At 59.1% G+C, this 17,930-nt stretch carries 18 protein-coding genes; 3 read left to right on the top strand and 15 right to left on the bottom strand.

Annotated elements, in window-relative coordinates:
• Positions 1 to 31 precede the first annotated feature (31 nt).
• From GBC55_RS11020 to minC, 5 genes are all read right to left on the bottom strand, one after another.
• Positions 32 to 1,321, bottom strand: a complete 1,290-nt coding sequence (locus GBC55_RS11020) for a M18 family aminopeptidase (protein WP_162437503.1) — start codon at positions 1,319 to 1,321, stop codon at positions 32 to 34.
• 220 nt (positions 1,322 to 1,541) lie between these two features.
• Positions 1,542 to 2,177 (bottom strand): RluA family pseudouridine synthase, encoded by a 636-nt coding sequence (locus tag GBC55_RS11015; protein WP_162437502.1) that lies wholly within the window; start codon positions 2,175 to 2,177, stop codon positions 1,542 to 1,544.
• Positions 2,178 to 2,349: 172 nt separating this feature from the next.
• Positions 2,350 to 2,604 carry a cell division topological specificity factor MinE gene (minE, locus tag GBC55_RS11010; RefSeq protein ID WP_162437501.1) on the bottom strand — a complete coding sequence of 85 codons (255 nt, stop codon included), beginning with the start codon at positions 2,602 to 2,604 and terminating at the stop codon, positions 2,350 to 2,352.
• Positions 2,604 to 3,416 (bottom strand): septum site-determining protein MinD, encoded by an 813-nt coding sequence (gene minD, locus GBC55_RS11005; RefSeq protein ID WP_162437500.1) that lies wholly within the window; start codon positions 3,414 to 3,416, stop codon positions 2,604 to 2,606. Before minD ends, minE begins: the two co-directional genes overlap by 1 nt.
• Before the next feature lie 200 nt (positions 3,417 to 3,616).
• Positions 3,617 to 4,354, bottom strand: coding sequence for a septum site-determining protein MinC (minC, locus tag GBC55_RS11000; RefSeq protein WP_162437499.1), 738 nt, complete (start codon positions 4,352 to 4,354; stop codon positions 3,617 to 3,619).
• A gap of 118 nt (positions 4,355 to 4,472) precedes the next feature.
• Between minC and GBC55_RS10995 the strand changes: the two genes are divergently transcribed.
• Positions 4,473 to 5,405 (top strand): lipid A biosynthesis lauroyl acyltransferase, encoded by a 933-nt coding sequence (locus tag GBC55_RS10995; protein ID WP_162437498.1) that lies wholly within the window; start codon positions 4,473 to 4,475, stop codon positions 5,403 to 5,405.
• A 27-nt stretch (positions 5,406 to 5,432) separates the two neighbouring features.
• A complete protein-coding gene (locus GBC55_RS10990) occupies positions 5,433 to 6,605 on the top strand; it encodes a patatin-like phospholipase family protein (RefSeq protein WP_162437497.1) in 1,173 nt (390 codons plus the stop codon).
• A 119-nt stretch (positions 6,606 to 6,724) separates the two neighbouring features.
• Here GBC55_RS10990 and GBC55_RS10985 read toward each other — a convergent pair whose 3' ends face one another.
• From GBC55_RS10985 to puuE, 8 genes are all read right to left on the bottom strand, one after another.
• Positions 6,725 to 7,510, bottom strand: coding sequence for an outer membrane protein OmpK (locus GBC55_RS10985; RefSeq protein WP_162437496.1), 786 nt, complete (start codon positions 7,508 to 7,510; stop codon positions 6,725 to 6,727).
• Between the two features lie 373 nt (positions 7,511 to 7,883).
• On the bottom strand, positions 7,884 to 8,669 hold the full coding sequence (locus GBC55_RS10980) for an outer membrane protein OmpK (protein ID WP_162437495.1): 786 nt from the start codon (positions 8,667 to 8,669) through the stop codon (positions 7,884 to 7,886).
• 159 nt (positions 8,670 to 8,828) lie between these two features.
• The gene (locus tag GBC55_RS10975; RefSeq protein WP_162437494.1) at positions 8,829 to 10,187 is read right to left on the bottom strand and encodes a nucleobase:cation symporter-2 family protein; all 1,359 of its coding nucleotides are present in this window, start codon (positions 10,185 to 10,187) and stop codon (positions 8,829 to 8,831) included.
• A gap of 139 nt (positions 10,188 to 10,326) precedes the next feature.
• Positions 10,327 to 11,631 carry a urate hydroxylase PuuD gene (locus tag GBC55_RS10970; protein ID WP_162437493.1) on the bottom strand — a complete coding sequence of 435 codons (1,305 nt, stop codon included), beginning with the start codon at positions 11,629 to 11,631 and terminating at the stop codon, positions 10,327 to 10,329.
• A 50-nt stretch (positions 11,632 to 11,681) separates the two neighbouring features.
• Entirely contained in the window at positions 11,682 to 12,185 is a 504-nt protein-coding gene (locus GBC55_RS10965; protein ID WP_162437492.1) for an ureidoglycolate lyase, read from the bottom strand.
• A gap of 123 nt (positions 12,186 to 12,308) precedes the next feature.
• Positions 12,309 to 13,304, bottom strand: a complete 996-nt coding sequence (gene alc / locus GBC55_RS10960; RefSeq protein ID WP_162437491.1) for an allantoicase — start codon at positions 13,302 to 13,304, stop codon at positions 12,309 to 12,311.
• Between the two features lie 89 nt (positions 13,305 to 13,393).
• A complete protein-coding gene (uraD, locus tag GBC55_RS10955) occupies positions 13,394 to 13,909 on the bottom strand; it encodes a 2-oxo-4-hydroxy-4-carboxy-5-ureidoimidazoline decarboxylase (protein ID WP_162437490.1) in 516 nt (171 codons plus the stop codon).
• Positions 13,906 to 14,832, bottom strand: a complete 927-nt coding sequence (gene puuE / locus GBC55_RS10950; RefSeq protein WP_162437489.1) for an allantoinase PuuE — start codon at positions 14,830 to 14,832, stop codon at positions 13,906 to 13,908. Before puuE ends, uraD begins: the two co-directional genes overlap by 4 nt.
• 430 nt (positions 14,833 to 15,262) lie before the next feature.
• Here puuE and uraH point away from each other — a divergent pair, with 430 nt between their 5' ends.
• A complete protein-coding gene (uraH, locus tag GBC55_RS10945; protein WP_008031462.1) occupies positions 15,263 to 15,616 on the top strand; it encodes a hydroxyisourate hydrolase in 354 nt (117 codons plus the stop codon).
• Positions 15,617 to 15,810: 194 nt separating this feature from the next.
• Here the strand turns inward: uraH and GBC55_RS10940 are convergent, their stop codons facing one another.
• Positions 15,811 to 16,437, bottom strand: a complete 627-nt coding sequence (locus GBC55_RS10940) for a LysE family translocator (protein WP_162437488.1) — start codon at positions 16,435 to 16,437, stop codon at positions 15,811 to 15,813.
• 72 nt (positions 16,438 to 16,509) lie between these two features.
• On the bottom strand, positions 16,510 to 17,829 hold the full coding sequence (locus GBC55_RS10935; protein ID WP_208525774.1) for an NCS2 family permease: 1,320 nt from the start codon (positions 17,827 to 17,829) through the stop codon (positions 16,510 to 16,512).
• Positions 17,830 to 17,930 lie beyond the last annotated feature (101 nt).

The raw sequence follows: 17,930 nt of genomic DNA, 5'->3' as shown, positions 1-17,930 counted from the left end.
GGGCGGGCTTGCTCGCGAAGCTTTTTGACGATTAAGGCAATTCCTGGCAGGCGTAAAAAGCGCTCAGCACTTTCACCAGGTGGGCCAGGTCATGGCTGCCGCACAGTTCACGGATCGAATGCATGGCGAATGTCGGCAGGCCGATGTCCACGGTGCGCACGCCCAGGTGACTGGCGGTAATCGGGCCGATGGTCGAGCCGCAACCCATGTCGCTGCGCACCACGAAGCTCTGCACCGGTACTTCTTCGGCCATGCACAGATGACGGAAGAACCCGGCGGTTTCGCTGTTGGTGGCGTAGCGCTGGTTGCTGTTGACCTTGATGACCGGACCAGCGTTGAGTTTAGGGCCGTGGTTGGCGTCGTGCTTGTCGGCGTAGTTGGGATGCACGCCATGGGCGTTGTCGGCCGACACCAGCAGGGACTTCTGGATGGTCCGTACGAACTCGTCACCCTCGGGCAGAAGGCGGCGCAAGGTTTGCTCAAGCATCGGGCCATCGGCGCCGCACGCCGAGCAGGAGCCGACTTCTTCGTGGTCGTTGGCCACCAGTACGCAAGTTTCGTCGGTCTCGGCCGTCAGCAATGCTTGCAGGCCGGCGTAGCACGACAGCAGGTTGTCCAGGCGCGCGCCCGCGATGAAGTCGCCGTGCAGGCCAATAACCGCCGCGCTTTGGGTGTCGTAGAAGCTCAGCTCGTAGTCGAGCACCACGTCGGCGTTCAGACCATGTTCCAGTGCCAGTTGATTGGTGAGCACTGCGCGGAAGTCGACGCGCTCGTCGCCGGCAAATTGCGCGAGGATCGGTGGAAGTTCAGTCTGCGCATTGATCGCCCAGCCCATGTTGGCTTCACGATTGAGGTGAATCGCCAGGTTGGGAATGGTCGCGATGGGCGCTTTGAAATCGATCAGCTGGCTCTCGACCTTGCCGTCACGACGAAAGGTGACACGGCCAGCCAGGGACAGATCCCGGTCAAACCAGGGTGCCAGCAGCGCACCACCGTACACTTCGACACCCAGCTGCCAGAAACCCTGGCGTTGCAGTTCCGGTTGCGGCTTGACGCGCAGGCACGGGCTGTCGGTATGGGCGCCCACCAGGCGAATACCGCCATGCAGCGGTGAGTGACGGCCCATCTTGATGGCGACGATCGAGGAGTCGTTACGGGTGACGTAGTATCGGCCGTTGGCTTCGGTGGTCCAGGGCTCGCGCTCATCAAGGCGCTGAAAGCCGGCCGCTTCCAGGCGCTGTACAAGGCTGGCAGTGGCATGAAACGGGGTGGGGGAGGCCTTGAGGAAGTCGATCAGGCCTTGGTTCAACTCTTCGCGCATAAGTAGCTCCAGACAGCAATGGCGCCAGTTTAACGTATTGATCAAAGAATTGGCGGGGGAGTGCTGGTTAGGCGGTCCACGGTATCGGGTCCGGAGGAAATCCCTATAGGAGCGAGCTTGCTCGCGAAGGTCGTGAACGATTACGCGGAAAACCAAATGCGCTGCGGCGTCCTTGGGTTTTTCGCGAGCAGGCTCGCTCCTACAGGATTTTGCTTTTGCTTTAGAACGGTGCCGGACACTCGAAGCGCAGGCGTTCACCGGTTTGCGGATGGGTGAAGCTCAGCATGCTCGCGTGCAGACACAGTCGTGGCCAGGCAGCCAGCGCCTGTTCGTGGGCGTACAGCCCGTCACCCAGCAGTGGATGACCAATGGACAGCATGTGCACGCGCAGTTGATGGGAGCGGCCAGTGATTGGCGTCAGTTCGACCCGGCACCAGTCGCCGCATCGCTCCAGCACGCGCCAGAAGGTCAGGGCGTGCTTACCGAATTCATGGTCAACCACATGACGTGGTTTGGTCGGCGGATCGTAGCGCAACGGCAAATCGATGCTGCCGCTATCGAGTTCAGGCTGACCCCAGCACAGTGCGGTGTAGGCTTTTTCGGTTTCGCGGTCGTGAAATTGCCGGGACAGCTCGCGATGAGTATCCGGGTCACGCGCCAACAGAATGATGCCGGAGGTTTCCCAGTCCAGTCGGTGGACGATTCGCGCTTCCGGGTAGCCGTTTTCTTGCAGGCGGGTAATCAGGCAGTCCTTGTTGTCATCAGCCCGGCCAGGGACGGAAAGCAGCAACGTAGGCTTGTTCACCACCAATACGGCGGCGTCCTGATAAATGATGTGGACGTTGGACAGCGGCATTAAAACAGCCTCGTAACAAATGCCAACGGCGGCTCAGGCTTTCGCAAATCCGTGGGAGCAAAGCTTGCTCGCGATGCAGTCAACCCGGTCCGAACCGGATGGATGCTATCGCGAGCAAGCTTTGCTCCCACAGGGGCGTAAGCCTGAGCCGCCGTGGCTCCTGTCTGATCGACTAGCGGTCAGGCAGGGTGATATTGAGTTCCAGAATCGAGCAGCTGCCCTGGTTTTCCAGAGCGACATGCACGTCATCGGACCCGATATTGACGTATTTGCGAATCACCTCGACCAGTTCCTTCTGCAAGGCTGGCAGGTAGTCCGGTGTACTGCGTTGGCCGCGTTCATGCGCCACGATGATCTGTAGACGCTCTTTCGCTACCGAGGCTGTGCTTGTCTTCTTGTTGGCACGAAAGAAGTCAAAAAGGTTCATTACCTACCTCCAAACAGGCGCTCGAAGAATCCCTTCTTCGTGACATCGAGAAAACGATGCTCTACGGTTTTGCCCAGCAGACGATCAACGGCATCGCTGTATGCCTGGCCGGCATCGCTCTGGTCGTCGAGAATCACCGGTACACCCGAGTTGGAAGCCTTGAGCACTGCCTGGGATTCGGGAATGACACCCAGCAGGGTGACGGACAGGATTTCCTTGACGTCTTCGACGCCGAGCATTTCACCGTCACTCACGCGTTGCGGGTTGTAGCGGGTCAGCAGCAAGTGTTCCTTGATCGGATCCTCGCCCTTTTCAGCGCGGCGGGATTTGCTGGCCAGCAGGCCAAGCATACGGTCCGAGTCACGTACCGAGGACACTTCCGGGTTGGTCACGATGATCGCTTCATCAGCGAAGTACATGGCCAGGTGGGCGCCTTTCTCGATGCCCGCCGGGGAGTCGCAGACCACGAATTCGAAATCTTCTTTCAACGCCATCAGGACTTTTTCCACGCCTTCGACGGTCAGCGCGTCTTTGTCGCGGGTCTGGCTGGCGGCGAGGACGTAAAGGTTTTCCAGGCGCTTGTCTTTGATCAGGGCCTGTTGCAGGTTCGCTTCGCCGTTGACGACGTTGACGAAGTCATACACCACGCGACGTTCGCAACCCATGATCAGGTCGAGGTTACGCAGGCCCACGTCGAAGTCGACGATAACTGTTTTGTGACCGCGCAGTGCGAGGCCGGTACCGATAGCGGCACTGGTGGTGGTCTTACCCACACCACCCTTGCCGGATGTAACCACGAGAATCTTGGCCAAGGTGTTTCACCCCTAAGGAAAAAGGACATTTAGCCCCTGAAAAACATCTCTAGAAAACTACTGCAGTCGGACAGCCTTGGCTGGAATCCGGCCCTGAACGGCGATTACCTTCGGTAAACACTGCTTTTGGCCATTTTCCGACTTCGTTCAAGCCGTTTTCGCTACGTTTTAGAGATGCTTGGAAAATGCGGCAGTATCCGTTAAAGCCGAATGATGTTCAACACATCGCCCGACAGGCTGACCTGTACGCCCGAACCCCATAAAGGGTCGCGGCGCAGATCCTCCGAAACCTTGTAATGGCCCGCGATGGAGACCAGTTCAGCGCTCATTTGCTGACAGAAAATCCTGGCTTTCGTGTCGCCCTTGACCCCGGCCAGAACGCGACCACGCATCGGGCCGTATACATGGATGTTGCCATCGGCCAGAAGTTCCGCCCCCGGGCTCACCGAGGAGATCACCACAAGATCACAGCCCTGGGCATAAATCTGCTGACCGCCGCGTACCGGTGACGTGATGATTTTCGTTGGCTTGATCGTCGGCTCCGGTGGTTTTTCCGGTTTTTTCACCACGACGCCTTCATTGGGGTCCAGTGGACGTTCCCTGGCACCGGACGGCGGGAGCACCGGCAAATCCACGGCAATGGCGGCAGCGATGTCCTCAATGCGGCTGGCACGGATCGCCAGCGTGCGCAGGCCATGTTGGCGACACACGCGCATCAGGCCTGGCAAATCCACGGCGCCTTCGCTGGGTGGAAGTTTGTCCAGGGCCAGCACCAGCGGGGCGTTGCTGAAGAAGTTGGGCGCCTGGGCGACCTTGGCGGCCAGTTGTCGATCGAGGTTCTCGAGGTCGTTACGGGCCAGTTCCAGCACCGTAATGGCGAGCATGCTGCCCTTCAACTGGAACACGGGATCTTTGTCTAGCGGTTCGGTTTGGCTCATGGTCGGCATACAACGACTTGTCACTAAAAGTGCCGAGACTTATAACGAGAACGCCCGCGAGCCGCAAGCCGGGTCGAACGATGTAGAATGCGCGGCCATTGTCTTGACGGAAGCTTTAATGGATCGCCCGCGTTTTCGAACAGCCTTTCTTTCTCCGCGTTTCTGGCCGCTGTGGTGTGGCTTGGGGCTGTTGTGGCTGATTGTTCAGCTGCCTTATCGCGCGTTGCTGTTTATCGGTCGCTTGCTCGGTGCATTGATGTATAGGCTGGCCGGCGACAGACGGCGCATCGCCAAGCGCAATCTCGAACTGTGTTTTCCTGAAAAAACCGCCGCCGAGCGCAAACGACTGCTCAAGGAAAACTTCGCGTCTACCGGCATTGCCTTCTTTGAAATGGCCATGAGCTGGTGGTGGTCGCGCGAGCGTCTGGCGAAACTGGCCCATGTCGAAGGCCTGGAGCATTTGCAAAAAGCCCAGCGCGAAGGCAAAGGCGTGATCCTGATGGCGGTGCATTTCACCACGCTGGAAATTGGCGCGGCATTGCTCGGTCAGCAGCACACCATCGATGGCATGTACCGCGAGCACAAAAATCCGCTGTTCGATTACATCCAGCGCCGTGGCCGCGAGCGGCACAACCTCGACTCGCTGGCCGTGGAGCGTGACGACGTGCGTGGCATGCTCAAACTGCTGCGTGCCGGCCGGGCGATCTGGTATGCGCCGGATCAGGACTACGGCGCCAAGCAAAGTATCTTCGTGCCGTTGTTCGGTATCCAGGCGGCCACGGTCACTGCCACCAGCAAGTTTGCGCGCCTGGGCAAGGCGCTGGTAGTGCCATTCACCCAGGAGCGTCTGGCAGACGGCAGCGGGTACCGACTGGTGATTCATGCCCCGCTCGAAGGTTTCCCGGGCGAAAACGAAGAGGCCGATTGCATTCGCATCAATCAATGGGTCGAAGGCGTCTTGCGCGAATGCCCCGAGCAATACCTCTGGGCCCATCGCCGCTTCAAGAGCCGTCCACCCGGCGAGCCCAAGCTCTACGCCAAACGCGGTTAAAACCCACAAGCACCAGGGAGTGTTGCGATGAGTCCTGCTGAACCGGTTACAGGTTTGATTCTATCCGGCGGCGGGGCTCGGGCGGCCTATCAGGTGGGGGTGCTGGCGGCGATTGCCGAGTTGCTGCCCGAGGGTGCGGACAATCCGTTCCCGGTGATCGTCGGCACCTCGGCCGGAGCAATCAATGCGGTGAGCCTCGCCAGCGGGGCGATGGACTTCCGTGGCGCTATCGAGCGTCTGACGACCTTCTGGCAGGGCTTTCGCAGCCATCTGGTGCTGCGCAGCGATTGGCCGGGGGTGATCCATCAAGCCAGCCGCTTTGTCGGTCACAGCTTGTTGGGCATCGGTGCGCAGGTACCGGTGGCCTTGCTCAACAGTTCGCCGCTGCGCGGATTGCTCAACGACAAACTGCAAATGAACGGCATCGCTGAGGCCATCGCGCAAAAACAATTGCAGGCCGTGGCGGTGACCGCCTTCGGCTACGAATCCGGCCAGGCCGTCACGTTCTATCAGGGCGGCGGCACCATTGACGCCTGGTTGCGCCATCGGCGTATCGGCGTGCCGACTCAATTGTCGGTTGAACACTTGCTCGCCAGCTCCGCCATTCCGCTGCTGTTTGCACCGGTAAAAATCGGCGAGGAGTATTTCGGCGACGGCGCTGTCCGCCAATCCGCACCGATCAGCCCGGCCCTGCACCTGGGCGCGAGCCGTGTGCTGGTGGTGGGTGTCAGTGGCAATCCGCGAGGGGTCGACCCGGAGCAGCCGCTGCAACGCGCCTACACAGGCCAGCAGCCGACCCTGGCGCAGATCGGTGGGCACATGCTCAACAGTACGTTCATCGACAGCCTGGAAAGCGACATCGAGCTGCTGCAGCGTCTGAACCAGTTCAGCCACCTGATGCCCGATGGCACGCCGACCCGTGCGTTGGGCGTGGCTCCGGTGGAAGTGCTGGTGATTTCACCGAGTCAGCCAATTGATGAAATTGCGGCGCGGCATCGCCAGGAATTGCCGGCGGCGCTGCGGCTGTTCCTGCGCGGGCCGGGAGCCACGAAAACCAGCGGGGCAGGGGTGCTGAGCTATCTGCTGTTCGAGGCGGGGTATTGCAGCGAATTGATTGATCTGGGACGGCGGGATGCGTTGGCCAAGCGGGGGGAGCTTTGCCGGTTTTTGGGGTTGGCGGATTCTGTTATCCCGGCCTGAGATTGGCGGTGCGGCCATCGCTGGCAAGCCAGGTTCTCACAGAGATTGTGTCGTTCGCTGATGACGTGAACGACACACAACCCTGTGGGAGCCTGGCTTGCCAGCGATGCTTTTTACGGTCAGAAGTGGAACTTCACCAGGAAGCTCGTCACGTTCTGATTGGTCGTAAACGCACGGGTGTCGTCGATCCCGTACTTGTCCTTCCAGTAGTCGTACTCCACACCCACATACAACTGCTTCTCGCCGAAATTCAGCGCCTTGCCCAAGTCGTATTTGACCTGTGGGTTGAAGTGCAGGTTGGCGTGGTAGTCGCCTTTGGAGTTCGAGTCGTTGTCCATCACCCAATCCATGTAACCATCGATCAGGATGTTCGAGTCGCCGACCGGAATGGTGTAGGACCACACAGGCGTGACCTGCCAGACGTTGTCACCCGCACGCGAACCTTCGGTGTGGCGCTGGTAGAAGTTCAGCTGGAAGTAGTCGAAACCAGGGATCGCCAGGTCGAAACCCGGACCGATCAGGTAGGACTCGGTATCACCCTCGCCGAACTCGTAGGTCATCGCCAGCAGCACGTCCTTGATCGGGCCGAACTCGATCTTCTGGTCCAGCACCTTGCCCAGGGAAATGCGCGGCTGGAATTCACCGTAGTAAGTGTTCGGACCGTTGTTGAAGTCCTTGCCACCGTTGTAGAAGATCTTGTCGACGAAGAAGAAGTTATCCCCATACTTCCACCCGTCGGCGTGTTCGAAGGTGACGGTTTGCTGAATGGCCGGATTGACCTTGAAGTCCTTGCCATACAGGTAGCTCAGGCTGTTGTTCTGCCATTGCAACAAGTCGCCGGCCATCGCTTGGCCCCCCGCCAGCAAGGTCGTGGCAAGCATCAGGCTAGTGCACGTACGTTTCATTCGGTTGCTCCCAAAAAGTTGGTGTTCCACGTTTTTTTTCTAAGATTGGCGCTCTGGTGTGGCGCCTTTTCCGTCGCTGCAAAAGTCATCCATTCGGTCAGCTTTAGTGCTGTTAGCAAGAGCTGAGCCAAGGCTTTCAAAAAGCACAAAAACTCCCGCTCGGCTGCTCGAAAGCGGTCGATTGAGAGGGGTTTTGGAATGCCTTGATGCTGACCGGGGCCGGGATAAGTTGGCTTTCTGGTCAGGATTTAAATCCGGACTTTTTTTTAAAGCGGATTCAGGCGGCCGCGGAGAATACTGACTCCTTGACCAGGTCTCAAGTGCCCCGCAACAGAGCACCGACGACAGGTTTGGCGCACGGTTGCGGGTCATCTTAGAAATGCACCTTCACCAGCAGGCTGGTGGTATTTTCATTGGTGTCGAAGCTGGACGTGTTCTCGATGCCGTATTTGTCTTTCCAGTAGCTGTACTCGGCGCCGACATACACCTGTTTCTCACGCCAGCCCATGGCTTTGCCCAGGTCGTATTTCACCTGCGGGTTGACGTGCACGTTGGCGTGATAGGTACCGCGTGCGTTCTGGTCGTTATCCACGACCCAGTCGATGTAGCCGTCGATCAACACGGTCGAGTTACCCAATGGAAGGGTGTAGGACCATGCTGGTGTGATTTGCCAGACGTCATCGCCGGGGCGGCTGCCTTCGGTCTGGCGCCGATAGAAGTTCAAGGTGAAGTAGTTGAAGCCCGGTACGGCGAGGTCGAAACCTGGGCCGATCAGGTAGGCCTCGGTGTCGTCTTCGCCGTTCTCGTAGGTCATGGCCAGCAGCACGTCCTTGATCGGGCCGAACTCTAGACGGCGGTCGAGGATTTTGCCGAAGGAGAGGCGTGGGCTGAACTCGCCGTAATAGGCGTGAGAGCCTTTGTTGCGGTCTTTTTCGCCGTTGTAATACGTACTGTCGACGAACAGGAAATTGTCGCCGTACTTCCATTTGTCGGCATGCTCGAAGGTCACTGTCTGCTGGATCGACGGGTTGACCGCAAAATCCTTGCCGTACAGGTAGCTCAAGCTGTTGGTCTGCCACAGCAATAAATCGCCGGCCATGGCCTGACTGGCGGCCAGAAGACTGCCGCCCAACAGCATGTGTGTCTGTGTCCGAATCATCTGTTGCTCCCTCTTGTTTTTATTGTTTGAGGCGCAGACAGCCCTTGACCCTGTAGGAGTGAGCCTGCTCGCGATAGCGTTGAATCAGTCAACTCAGGTGTTGAATGTCATACCGTCATCGCGAGCAGGCTCGCTCCTGCAAGGTTCATGGCGTCTCTGTTATTGCTGGTGTGCGTGGCAGTCATTGATGGCCGCGCGTTCAGCGCCGCCAAGGATGTTGAACAGCAGGTTCAGCGTCAGCGCACTGAGGGTCGCCATGGCGATCCCGCTGTGGGTGATCGGGCTCATCCACATCGGCAAGTGGGCGAAAAACTCCGGACGCACCACCGGGATAAGTCCCATCCCGATGCTCACTGCCACCAGTAACTGGTTGCGGCGATCACCGATATCGGCTTCCTGGAGAATCTTGATCCCGGTCGCGGCGACCATGCCGAACATCGCGATCGCGGCGCCGCCCAGTACCGCAGGCGGAATCGAGGCCACCAGAAACGCGGCCTTCGGCAGCAGGCTCAAGACGATCAGCAAACCGCCGGCGACGATGGTGACCGAGCGGCAGCGCACGCCGGTCATCTGCACCAGGCCGATGTTCTGGGCGAAAGAGGAGTGGGTGAAGGTGTTGAAGAAACCGGCAAAGAACGAGGCGCCGGCATCGCAGAGCAAGCCGCGACGCAGCATGCGCGGGCAGACTTCCTGGTCGGTAATCTTGCCCAGTGCAAGGAACATCCCGGTGGACTCGACGAAGATGATCACCACCACCAGGCACATGGAGAGTATCGGCGCGAGTTCGAATTTCGGCATGCCGAAATGCAGCGGGGTGACGAACTGCAACCAGGGCGCCTGGGCCATGCCGCTGAGGTCGACCATGCCCAGCACGCCACAGAGCACGTAGCCCAGGCACATGCCGATCAGCACGGAAATGTTCACCCAGAAACCGCGCATGAAGCGATGCACCAACAGAATCGTGCCCAGCACCAGTGCGGCGATGGTCAGGTAGATGGGGGAACCGAATTGAGTGGCGCCAGCACCGCCGCCGGCCCAGTTAACGGCCACGGGGAACAGCGATAAACCGATCGAGGTGATGACCGTGCCGGTCACCAGAGGCGGGAAGAAGCGAACGACTTTGGACATGAACGGCGCGATGATCATGCCGAAGAACCCGGCGGCGATGGTCGCGCCGAAGATCCCTTGCAGACCGATACCGGGCATGCCGGCCATGGCGACCATGCTGCCGACGGCGGCGAAACTGGCGCCCATCATCACCGGCATTCTTATTCCCACGGGGCCGATGCCCATGGATTGCACGATGGTGGCGATCCCGGCGACCAGCAGGTCGGCGTTGATCAGGAAGGCGATTTCTTCACGACTCAGGCCAGCGGCCTGTCCGATGATCAGCGGCACCGCAATGGCTCCGCCGTACATCAGCAGAACGTGTTGCAGCCCGACCAGAATCAATTGCAAAAGGGGCAAACGCTGAATAGCGGGTGCGTCGGGGATGCGCGCTTGGGATAGCTCGGACATGCAACACCTCGGATCTTTTTTATTCTTGTGATTTTTGCAGCAGGGTGACCGCAGTGCGGCCGATCGCGGGCAAGCCTTGCTCCTACAGGTTCTAGTGAATCCTGTGGGAGCAAGGCTTGCCCGCGAAGCTTTTCAGCGGTTAATTGGTCGACGCTCCCTGCACAATCCAGGCACCGATCAGGTCACGTTCCTGCTGGGTCATCTGCGTGATGTTGCCCAGTGGCATGATCTGGCTGGTGACCGCTTGCGCCTGAATGCGCGGGGCGTTCTGGCGGATCTGCTCGGGGGTATCGAACATCACGCCACCGGGTGCTGCACTGAACAGCGGGCTGGTCGGTTTGGCCGAGTGGCACACCGCGCAACGTTCCTGAATCACGCTGTGCACCTTCTCGAAACCAGGGCCCGCATTGGACGCTTGGGCCGGTGCGGTAGCAGGGGCCTCGGCAGGTTTTGCTTCAGCCGGTTTCAAACCACCGCCCACTGCTGTTTCCGGCAATGGCTGGTACTCGATGGTGCCAGCAGCCTTGGCGACATCAGGTGCACTCGGCATCTGCGCAGGACCCGTTACGTAGGCCAGGCTGATCATGCCGATGGCGGCAACCGGGAGGGTCCAGGCGAACTTGTGGCTGTCGTGACGGGTGTTGAAGTAGTGACGGACCAACACCGCCAGCACCGCGATCCCGGCCAGGATCAGCCAGTTGTATTGGCTGCCATAGGTGCTCGGGAAGTGGTTGCTGATCATGATGAACAGCACCGGCAAGGTGAAGTAGTTGTTGTGACGCGAACGCAGCAAGCCTTTGGCCGGCAGTGCCGGATCGGGCGTGCGGTTCTCGGCAATCGCCGCCACCAGTGCACGTTGCGCCGGCATGATGATGCGGAACACGTTGCCGACCATGATGGTGCCGATAATCGCGCCGACGTGCAGGTACGCACCACGACCGCTGAACACTTTGCTGAAGCCGTAAGCCGCGCCGATGATCAGGACGAACAGGATGAAACCGAGCAGGGCAGGGCGTTTGCCCAAGGCCGAGTCGCAGAGGAAGGAGTAGATGAACCAGCCGATGAACAGCGAGCCGATACCGATGGCCACGCCTTCAGGACCGCTCAGTGTGCTGCCCGGAGCCAGCAGGTAGAGCGTCGGGTTGGAGTAGAACACCACGCACAGCAGCGCGATCCCCGACAGCCAGGTGAAGTAGGCTTCCCATTTGAACCAGTGCAGGTTGTCCGGCATGGTCGGTGGGGCCAGTTTGTATTTTTCCAGGTGGTAGATACCGCCGCCGTGGATCGCCCACAAATCGCCCGCCAGACCACTTTTCGGGTTGACCCGATTGAGGTTGTTTTCCAGCCAGACGAAATAGAACGACGCGCCGATCCAGGCCACGCCAGTAATCATATGAACCCAGCGCACGCTCAGGTTCAGCCATTCAAACAGATGTGCTTCCACAGTCTTTACCTCTCGCCTGTCACTCTGTTGTCGAGTGATCAGACCTTCTCTTATTGGTGGGGGGCGAGGATCAAACGCTCATCCTCTTTGAAAAAATGCTCATCGCAGTTATTGCCTGTGCCACTGCGATCAACCACCAGGAAGTCATCCCGCTTTTCGATCGTCAGCACCGGATGGTGCCAAACGCCGCGATGGTAATTAATGCCCTGCCTGCCGTTGGTGACGAAGGCGCGGACCAAGCCTGATACAGGTTCATCGCCAACTGGCGCGACCACGATCAGAAAGGGGTTGCCGAGCAGCGGAATGAAAGCCTGGCTGCCCAACGGGTGACGCTCCAGCATGCAAACGGTCAGCGGCATGTCCTGCGCGTCGGCGCGGAAGATGCTGATGATCGCGTTGTCTTCTGGCTTGGCGGTTTCCACCGTCGCCAGTTTATGGAAGCGCATGGTCGAACCGTTGTTGATCATGAAGTGATCGCTGCCATCGGTTTCGATCACGTCACCGAAAGGGGCGAAGGCTTCTTTAGTCAGCGGTTCAATCGTCAATGTGCGCATGCTGTTCTTTTCCGAATTCTGTGTTGTTAGAACTATCGCCATCGCGGGCAAGCCCGCTCCCACAATGGACTGTGGCGTTTACAAAACCTGTGGGAGCTGGCTTGCCAGCGATTGAATTCAACCTTATTTAGCGACCTTGCCCAGTACGCGCAGACGGCTTACACCACCATCCGGGAACACGTTCAGGCGGATGTGGGTGATCGGGCCCAGGGCCTTGATTTGCTCGGCGAAGGTGTGTTCGGCGTGCATTTCCAGTTTCTGAGCGGGCAACAGCTCACGCCAGAACAGCGATTGGGTTTCGATCTGGCTGTCGGTACCGCCCTTCACGAACGCGCCCTGGATCGAGCATGTGTCCGGGTAGTTACCTTTGAAGTGCAGGGTGTCGACGACGACTTTCTCGATCTCGCCGGCATGACCCAGTGCGACGATCACCCAGTCATTGCCAGGTGTGCGACGACGTGCGGTTTCCCAGCCATCGCCCATGTTGATGCCACGGCCCGGGTTGAGGATGTTGCTCATGCGACCGAAGTGTTCGTCGGAACAGGCGAGGGCGCGGCCACCGTTGAGGGCTGCAGCCAGGTCCACTTGCTCGTTGTCACCCACAGCGGACCAGTCGCGGAACGGAATGCCGTACACGCGCAGACGGGCCACGCCACCATCCGGGTAGATGTTGAAGCGCAGGTGGCTGAACGACTGGTCGTTGTTGATCTCGTGGTAGTGGTGGCTGTTGCCCTGCAGCTCGACGGCTGACAGTACTTCAGTCCACTGGGTGTTTTCGTCCGGCTCGCCCGAGGCCAGGAAGCAGGCTTCCAGGGAGGCCGACGGCGGGAAGTTGCCGGTGAAGAATGAAGTGTCGATGTCCACGCCTTTGATCGAGCCCGGAACGCCCAGGCGGATCACCGCGCTGTCGTAGCCTTCAAAGCGCTTGCGGCGCGACTCCCAGCCGTCCATCCACTTGCCGTTGTCATCGAACACGCCCTCCTTCCATACGGCCGGGGTCGGCTGAAACAGACGGTTGGCGTCTGCAAACCAGTCATCGGTGACCGAGATGATTTTGGTGCCCAGGCGGGCGTCGGCCAGGTTGACGAACTTCTCGAAAGGTACGGCGTAAGCTTTCATTCTTCTTGTCTGCCTTTAATAAGTTGGCTTGGGATGCTTGCAGGGCCCTGGGTGCTTTTCGCGTTTAACAGCACTCGGGCCAGGCTTGCTTATAGGGTCAGTAATCGGAACAGGGCGATCTTGTTGATCTCCGCCAGCGCGCATTTGAATTCGGTGTCTGCCGAGTTGTGAATGCGCGTTTCGAACGCCGCGAGGATCTGATGCCGGTTGCTGCCTTTTACCGCCATGATGAAGGGAAACTTGAACTTCGCTTTGTAGGCGTCGTTCAGCTCGGTGAAGCGCTGAAACTCTTCGGCCGTGCATTGGTGAATACCGGCGCCAGCTTGTTCATTGGTGCTGGCTTCGGTCAGATGGCCCTGGACGGCAGCTTTGCCGGCCAGGTCCGGGTGAGCGTTGATCAGGGCCAGCTGGCTTTCGTGATCAGCACTCAACAGGATGTCGCTCATGCGCTGGTGCAGGGTTTCGATCTCGTCGATCGAAGGGTCCTGGCCCAGGTCGAAAGCCTTTTCGGCCACCCATGGCGAATGTTCGTAGATGTCGGCGAAGGCAGCGACAAACGCGTCGCGGCTCAGGGTCGATGGTTTCAGCGTTTTGAAGGTGCTCATTTGGCAGCCCCTTGGTACGGGTGGGTTTCTTGCCAGTGGCGCGCAATGTCGACGCGGCGGCTGAACCACACCTGTTCATGACTTTTAGCGTATTCGATAAAGCGCTTGAGCGAGGCCAGGCGCGCCGGACGGCCGATCAGTCGGCAGTGCAGACCAATCGACAGCATCTTCGGTGCTTCTGCGCCTTCGGCGTACAGCACGTCGAACGCGTCCTTGAGGTATTCGAAGAAATCGTCACCCTTGTTGAAACCCTGGACCTGGGTGAAGCGCATGTCGTTGGTGTCCAGCGTGTACGGGATCACCAGGTGCGGCTTGCCAGTCGGGTTGTTGGGTTCCCAGTAGGGCAGGTCGTCGTCATAGGTGTCGCAGTCGTAGAGGAAACCACCTTCTTCCATCACCAGGCGACGGGTGTTCGGGCCGGTGCGGCCGGTGTACCAGCCCAGCGGGCGTTCGCCGGTGATTTCGGTGAGGATGCGGATCGCTTCGAGCATGTGCTCGCGTTCCTGGGCTTCGTCCATGTACTGGTAGTCGATCCAGCGATAGCCGTGGCTGCAGATCTCGTGGCCGGCGTCGACCATTGCGCGGATCACGTCCGGGTGGCGTTGTGCTGCCATGGCCACGGCAAAGACGGTCAGCGGAATGTCGAATTCCTTGAACAGTTTCAGGATCCGCCAGACGCCGACACGGCTGCCATACTCGTAGAGCGATTCCATGCTCATGTTGCGCTCGCCCTGCAAAGGCTGCGCCGAGACCATTTCCGACAGGAAGGCTTCAGATTCTTTATCGCCGTGCAGAATGTTGCGCTCGCCACCTTCTTCGTAATTGAGTACGAAGGACAAGGCGATGCGGGCATTGCCCGGCCAGTGTGGGTGCGGAGGGTTACTGCCGTAACCGACCAGGTCGCGTGGGTAGTCAGCGCTCACTGCAGTCTTCCTTCTTGTTCGTGGCATATCAATGTCAGGTAAGTGTGGCGTGCCTGATAACGGATTACAGGCTGGCGTCACAGCGATGGGCTGATTGTATACAACTTTATATCCACTTTGTAAGCCTGAATTTTCGCATTTTTCATTGACTGTCATGAAAGGATGGTACTGCAAGAAACCTGCCTGACCGGTCAGCTAATGGATGGAAGGTCCGCTGATCCTATGGTTTGGCTGTCTATGCACCACAAAATTTGCAATGGCGTTGTCGGATGGAAAAATGTCGTTTTTATTGTGTACAATTTTTTTGAAAAGTGTCTTAATCAATCGCTCGCCGCAGCGTTTCGTGCTCCGAATCGGTGCGGTCTCCTTTACAACTGACTTCGGGAGGCGCGAGGCCTGACTGCTCTTGGCAGGCAGGCGCGCAGAATCAATGGGACGTTTGACTACACACGTTTTGGACGCTGCACACGGTTGCCCGGGCAGCTCGATCAAAGTCGAGTTGTACCGCGTTGAAGGCTCGCAGCTGGAATTGGTCGCCAGCGCGATAACCAACAGCGATGGCCGTGTCGATGCACCGCTGCTGCAAGGTGATGATTACCGTACCGGGGTTTATCAGGTTCAGTTCCATGCGGGCGATTACTATCGCGCCCGTGGTGTTCAGTTGCCGGAGCCGGCTTTTCTGGATGTGGTGGTGCTGCGGTTTGGCATCTCTGCGGAGCAGGATCACTACCACGTACCGCTGCTGATTTCGCCGTACAGCTATTCCACGTACCGCGGCAGCTGATCCCCCAAGCAGCTGCCTCAACCTGGAAGCGACTGCGCATATAGCTTCTTTGGTCTTTCGCCCGCTCACACTGCGGGCTTTTTTTTGCTTCGAGAAATGGGTTGTCAGCGCCGACGCCATCGCGGGCAAGCCCGCTCCCACAAGGTGATGGCGCTCACAGAACCTTGTGGGGGAGGGCTTGCCCGCGATGCCTTTTAACGGCTCAACAGCGACGCCGCACCCGCCCCACTGAACAGGCCGGCACTCACCCGGTTAAACCAACTCTGCCCCTTGCCGCTGCGTAGATAACGCGCGGCACCGTGGGCTCCCAGCCCATAAGCCAGCTTGCACAGCAGATCCAGCACCGTCCACGTCGCGATCATCACCAGCAACTGCGGCAGGAACGGTTGCTCGGCACTCAGAAACTGCGGCAGGAACGCGGCGAAGAACAGAATATCTTTCGGGTTGCTGGCACCCAACACAAACGCGCGGCCGAACAATGCGCGAAAGCGCGGAACAGCCGCCGCCTGGGGCACTTCAGCGCCCACCGAAGGCTGACGCGATTGCTGCCAGCTCTGCCAGGCGAGGTAGAACAGGTACAGCGCGCCGACAATCTTCAGCGCGCTGAACAGCTGTTCCGAGGCCAGCAACAACGCGCCCAACCCCAAAGCCGAAGCACTCAACAAACAGATCGACGCAATCACGCCGCCCAGAAACGCCGGGTACGAACGACGCAAACCGTAATTCAGACTGTTGCTGATCATCAGCAAAGACAGTGGCCCCGGGATCAGGATCACTACCAGCGCAGCGCCGCTGAACAGCAGCCAGGTTTCCAGACTCATCACTTTCCTCCATTTGTGCAAAAGCCCCACCCGACGGGGTGAGGCTGGTTCGAAACGCGTTATGCGTAACGTTTACAAGAAAACAAACTTGGCGATGAAGATCGCGCAGAGCACCCACAGGCTGACGGAGATTTCCTTGTGCTTGCCGGTGAATGCCTTCAGTACCACGTAAGTGATAAAGCCTAGCGCGATGCCATCAGCGACCGAGAAGGTCAGGGGCATCATGATCGCCGTGACGATTGCAGGGATGCTGTCTGTGGCTTCGTCCCATTCGATGTGCTTCATGCCGCCCATCATCAGCATCGCGACATAAATCAGCGCGCCCGCAGTGGCGTAGGCGGGGATCATGCCGGCCAGCGGTGCGAAGAACATCGCGGCAATAAATAGCACACCTACCGTCACCGCGGTAAGACCAGTCCGACCACCTGCGGCAACCCCCGCGGCGCTTTCCACATAACTGGTGACCGGGGGCACACCGACTACCGCGCCGAACACGCTGGAAGCACTGTCAGCTTTCATGGCGCGCGAGAGGTTTTCAATCCGCCCGTCCGCGTTCACCAGATTGGCGCGCTGGGCAACGCCCATCAGGGTGCCGGCGGTGTCGAACATGTGCACGAAGAGGAAAGCCAATACCACGCTGATCATGCTGATGTTGAAGACGCCGGCGACGTTCATCGCCATCCAGGTCGGTGCCAGGCTCGGCGGGGCCGACATGATGCCCTCGTAGTGCACCAGGCCCAGGCCCCAACCGGCCAGGGTCACGGTAATGATGCTGATGAGGATCGCGCCGAACACTTTGTGATAGCTGAGCACGGCGATCATCAGGAAGCAGATGGCGGCGAGCAGTGGACCAGGCTCGCGCAGGGAGCCGAGTTTGATCAGTGTGGCCGGGCTATCGACGACGATGCCGGCGGTTTTCAGACCGATCAGCCCAAGAAACAAGCCCACGCCAGCGCCCATGGCGTAGCGCAAACTCACGGGGATGCTGTTGAGCAGCCATTCGCGGATTCGGGAAAAGGTCAGGATCATGAACAGCACACCGGACACGAACACCGCGCCCAGTGCGGTTTCCCAGTTGTAGCCCATGGTGCCGACCACGGTGTAGGTGAAGAAAGCGTTCAGGCCCATGCCCGGTGCCAGGCCCACTGGCCAGTTGGCGTAAAGGCCCATCAGCAGGCAGCCCAGCGCAGCAGCGATGCAGGTGGCCACGAACGCGGCGCCGTGATCAATCCCCGCATCGGCCATGATGTTGGGGTTGACGAAGATGATGTAAGCCATGGTGATGAAGGTTGTCAGACCGGCAATCAGTTCGGTCTTCACCGTGGTGCCATGCAAGGTGAGTTTAAAGATGCGCTCCAGCCAGCCGTTAGGTACAGGCGGCGAGAGATCCAGCGTCGATGCTTCGGATTTGCGGCTTTCCACAGCGAGTACTCCTCAAGAGTTTTATTGTTATTTCCAGGACCGGACCCATGAGGGCGGCAGCGGTCCTTTGA

Source organism: Pseudomonas sp. TNT3, assembly GCF_010095445.2.
Lineage (GTDB): Bacteria > Pseudomonadota > Gammaproteobacteria > Pseudomonadales > Pseudomonadaceae > Aquipseudomonas.
This window is presented reverse-complemented; position numbering and strand designations above follow the sequence as displayed.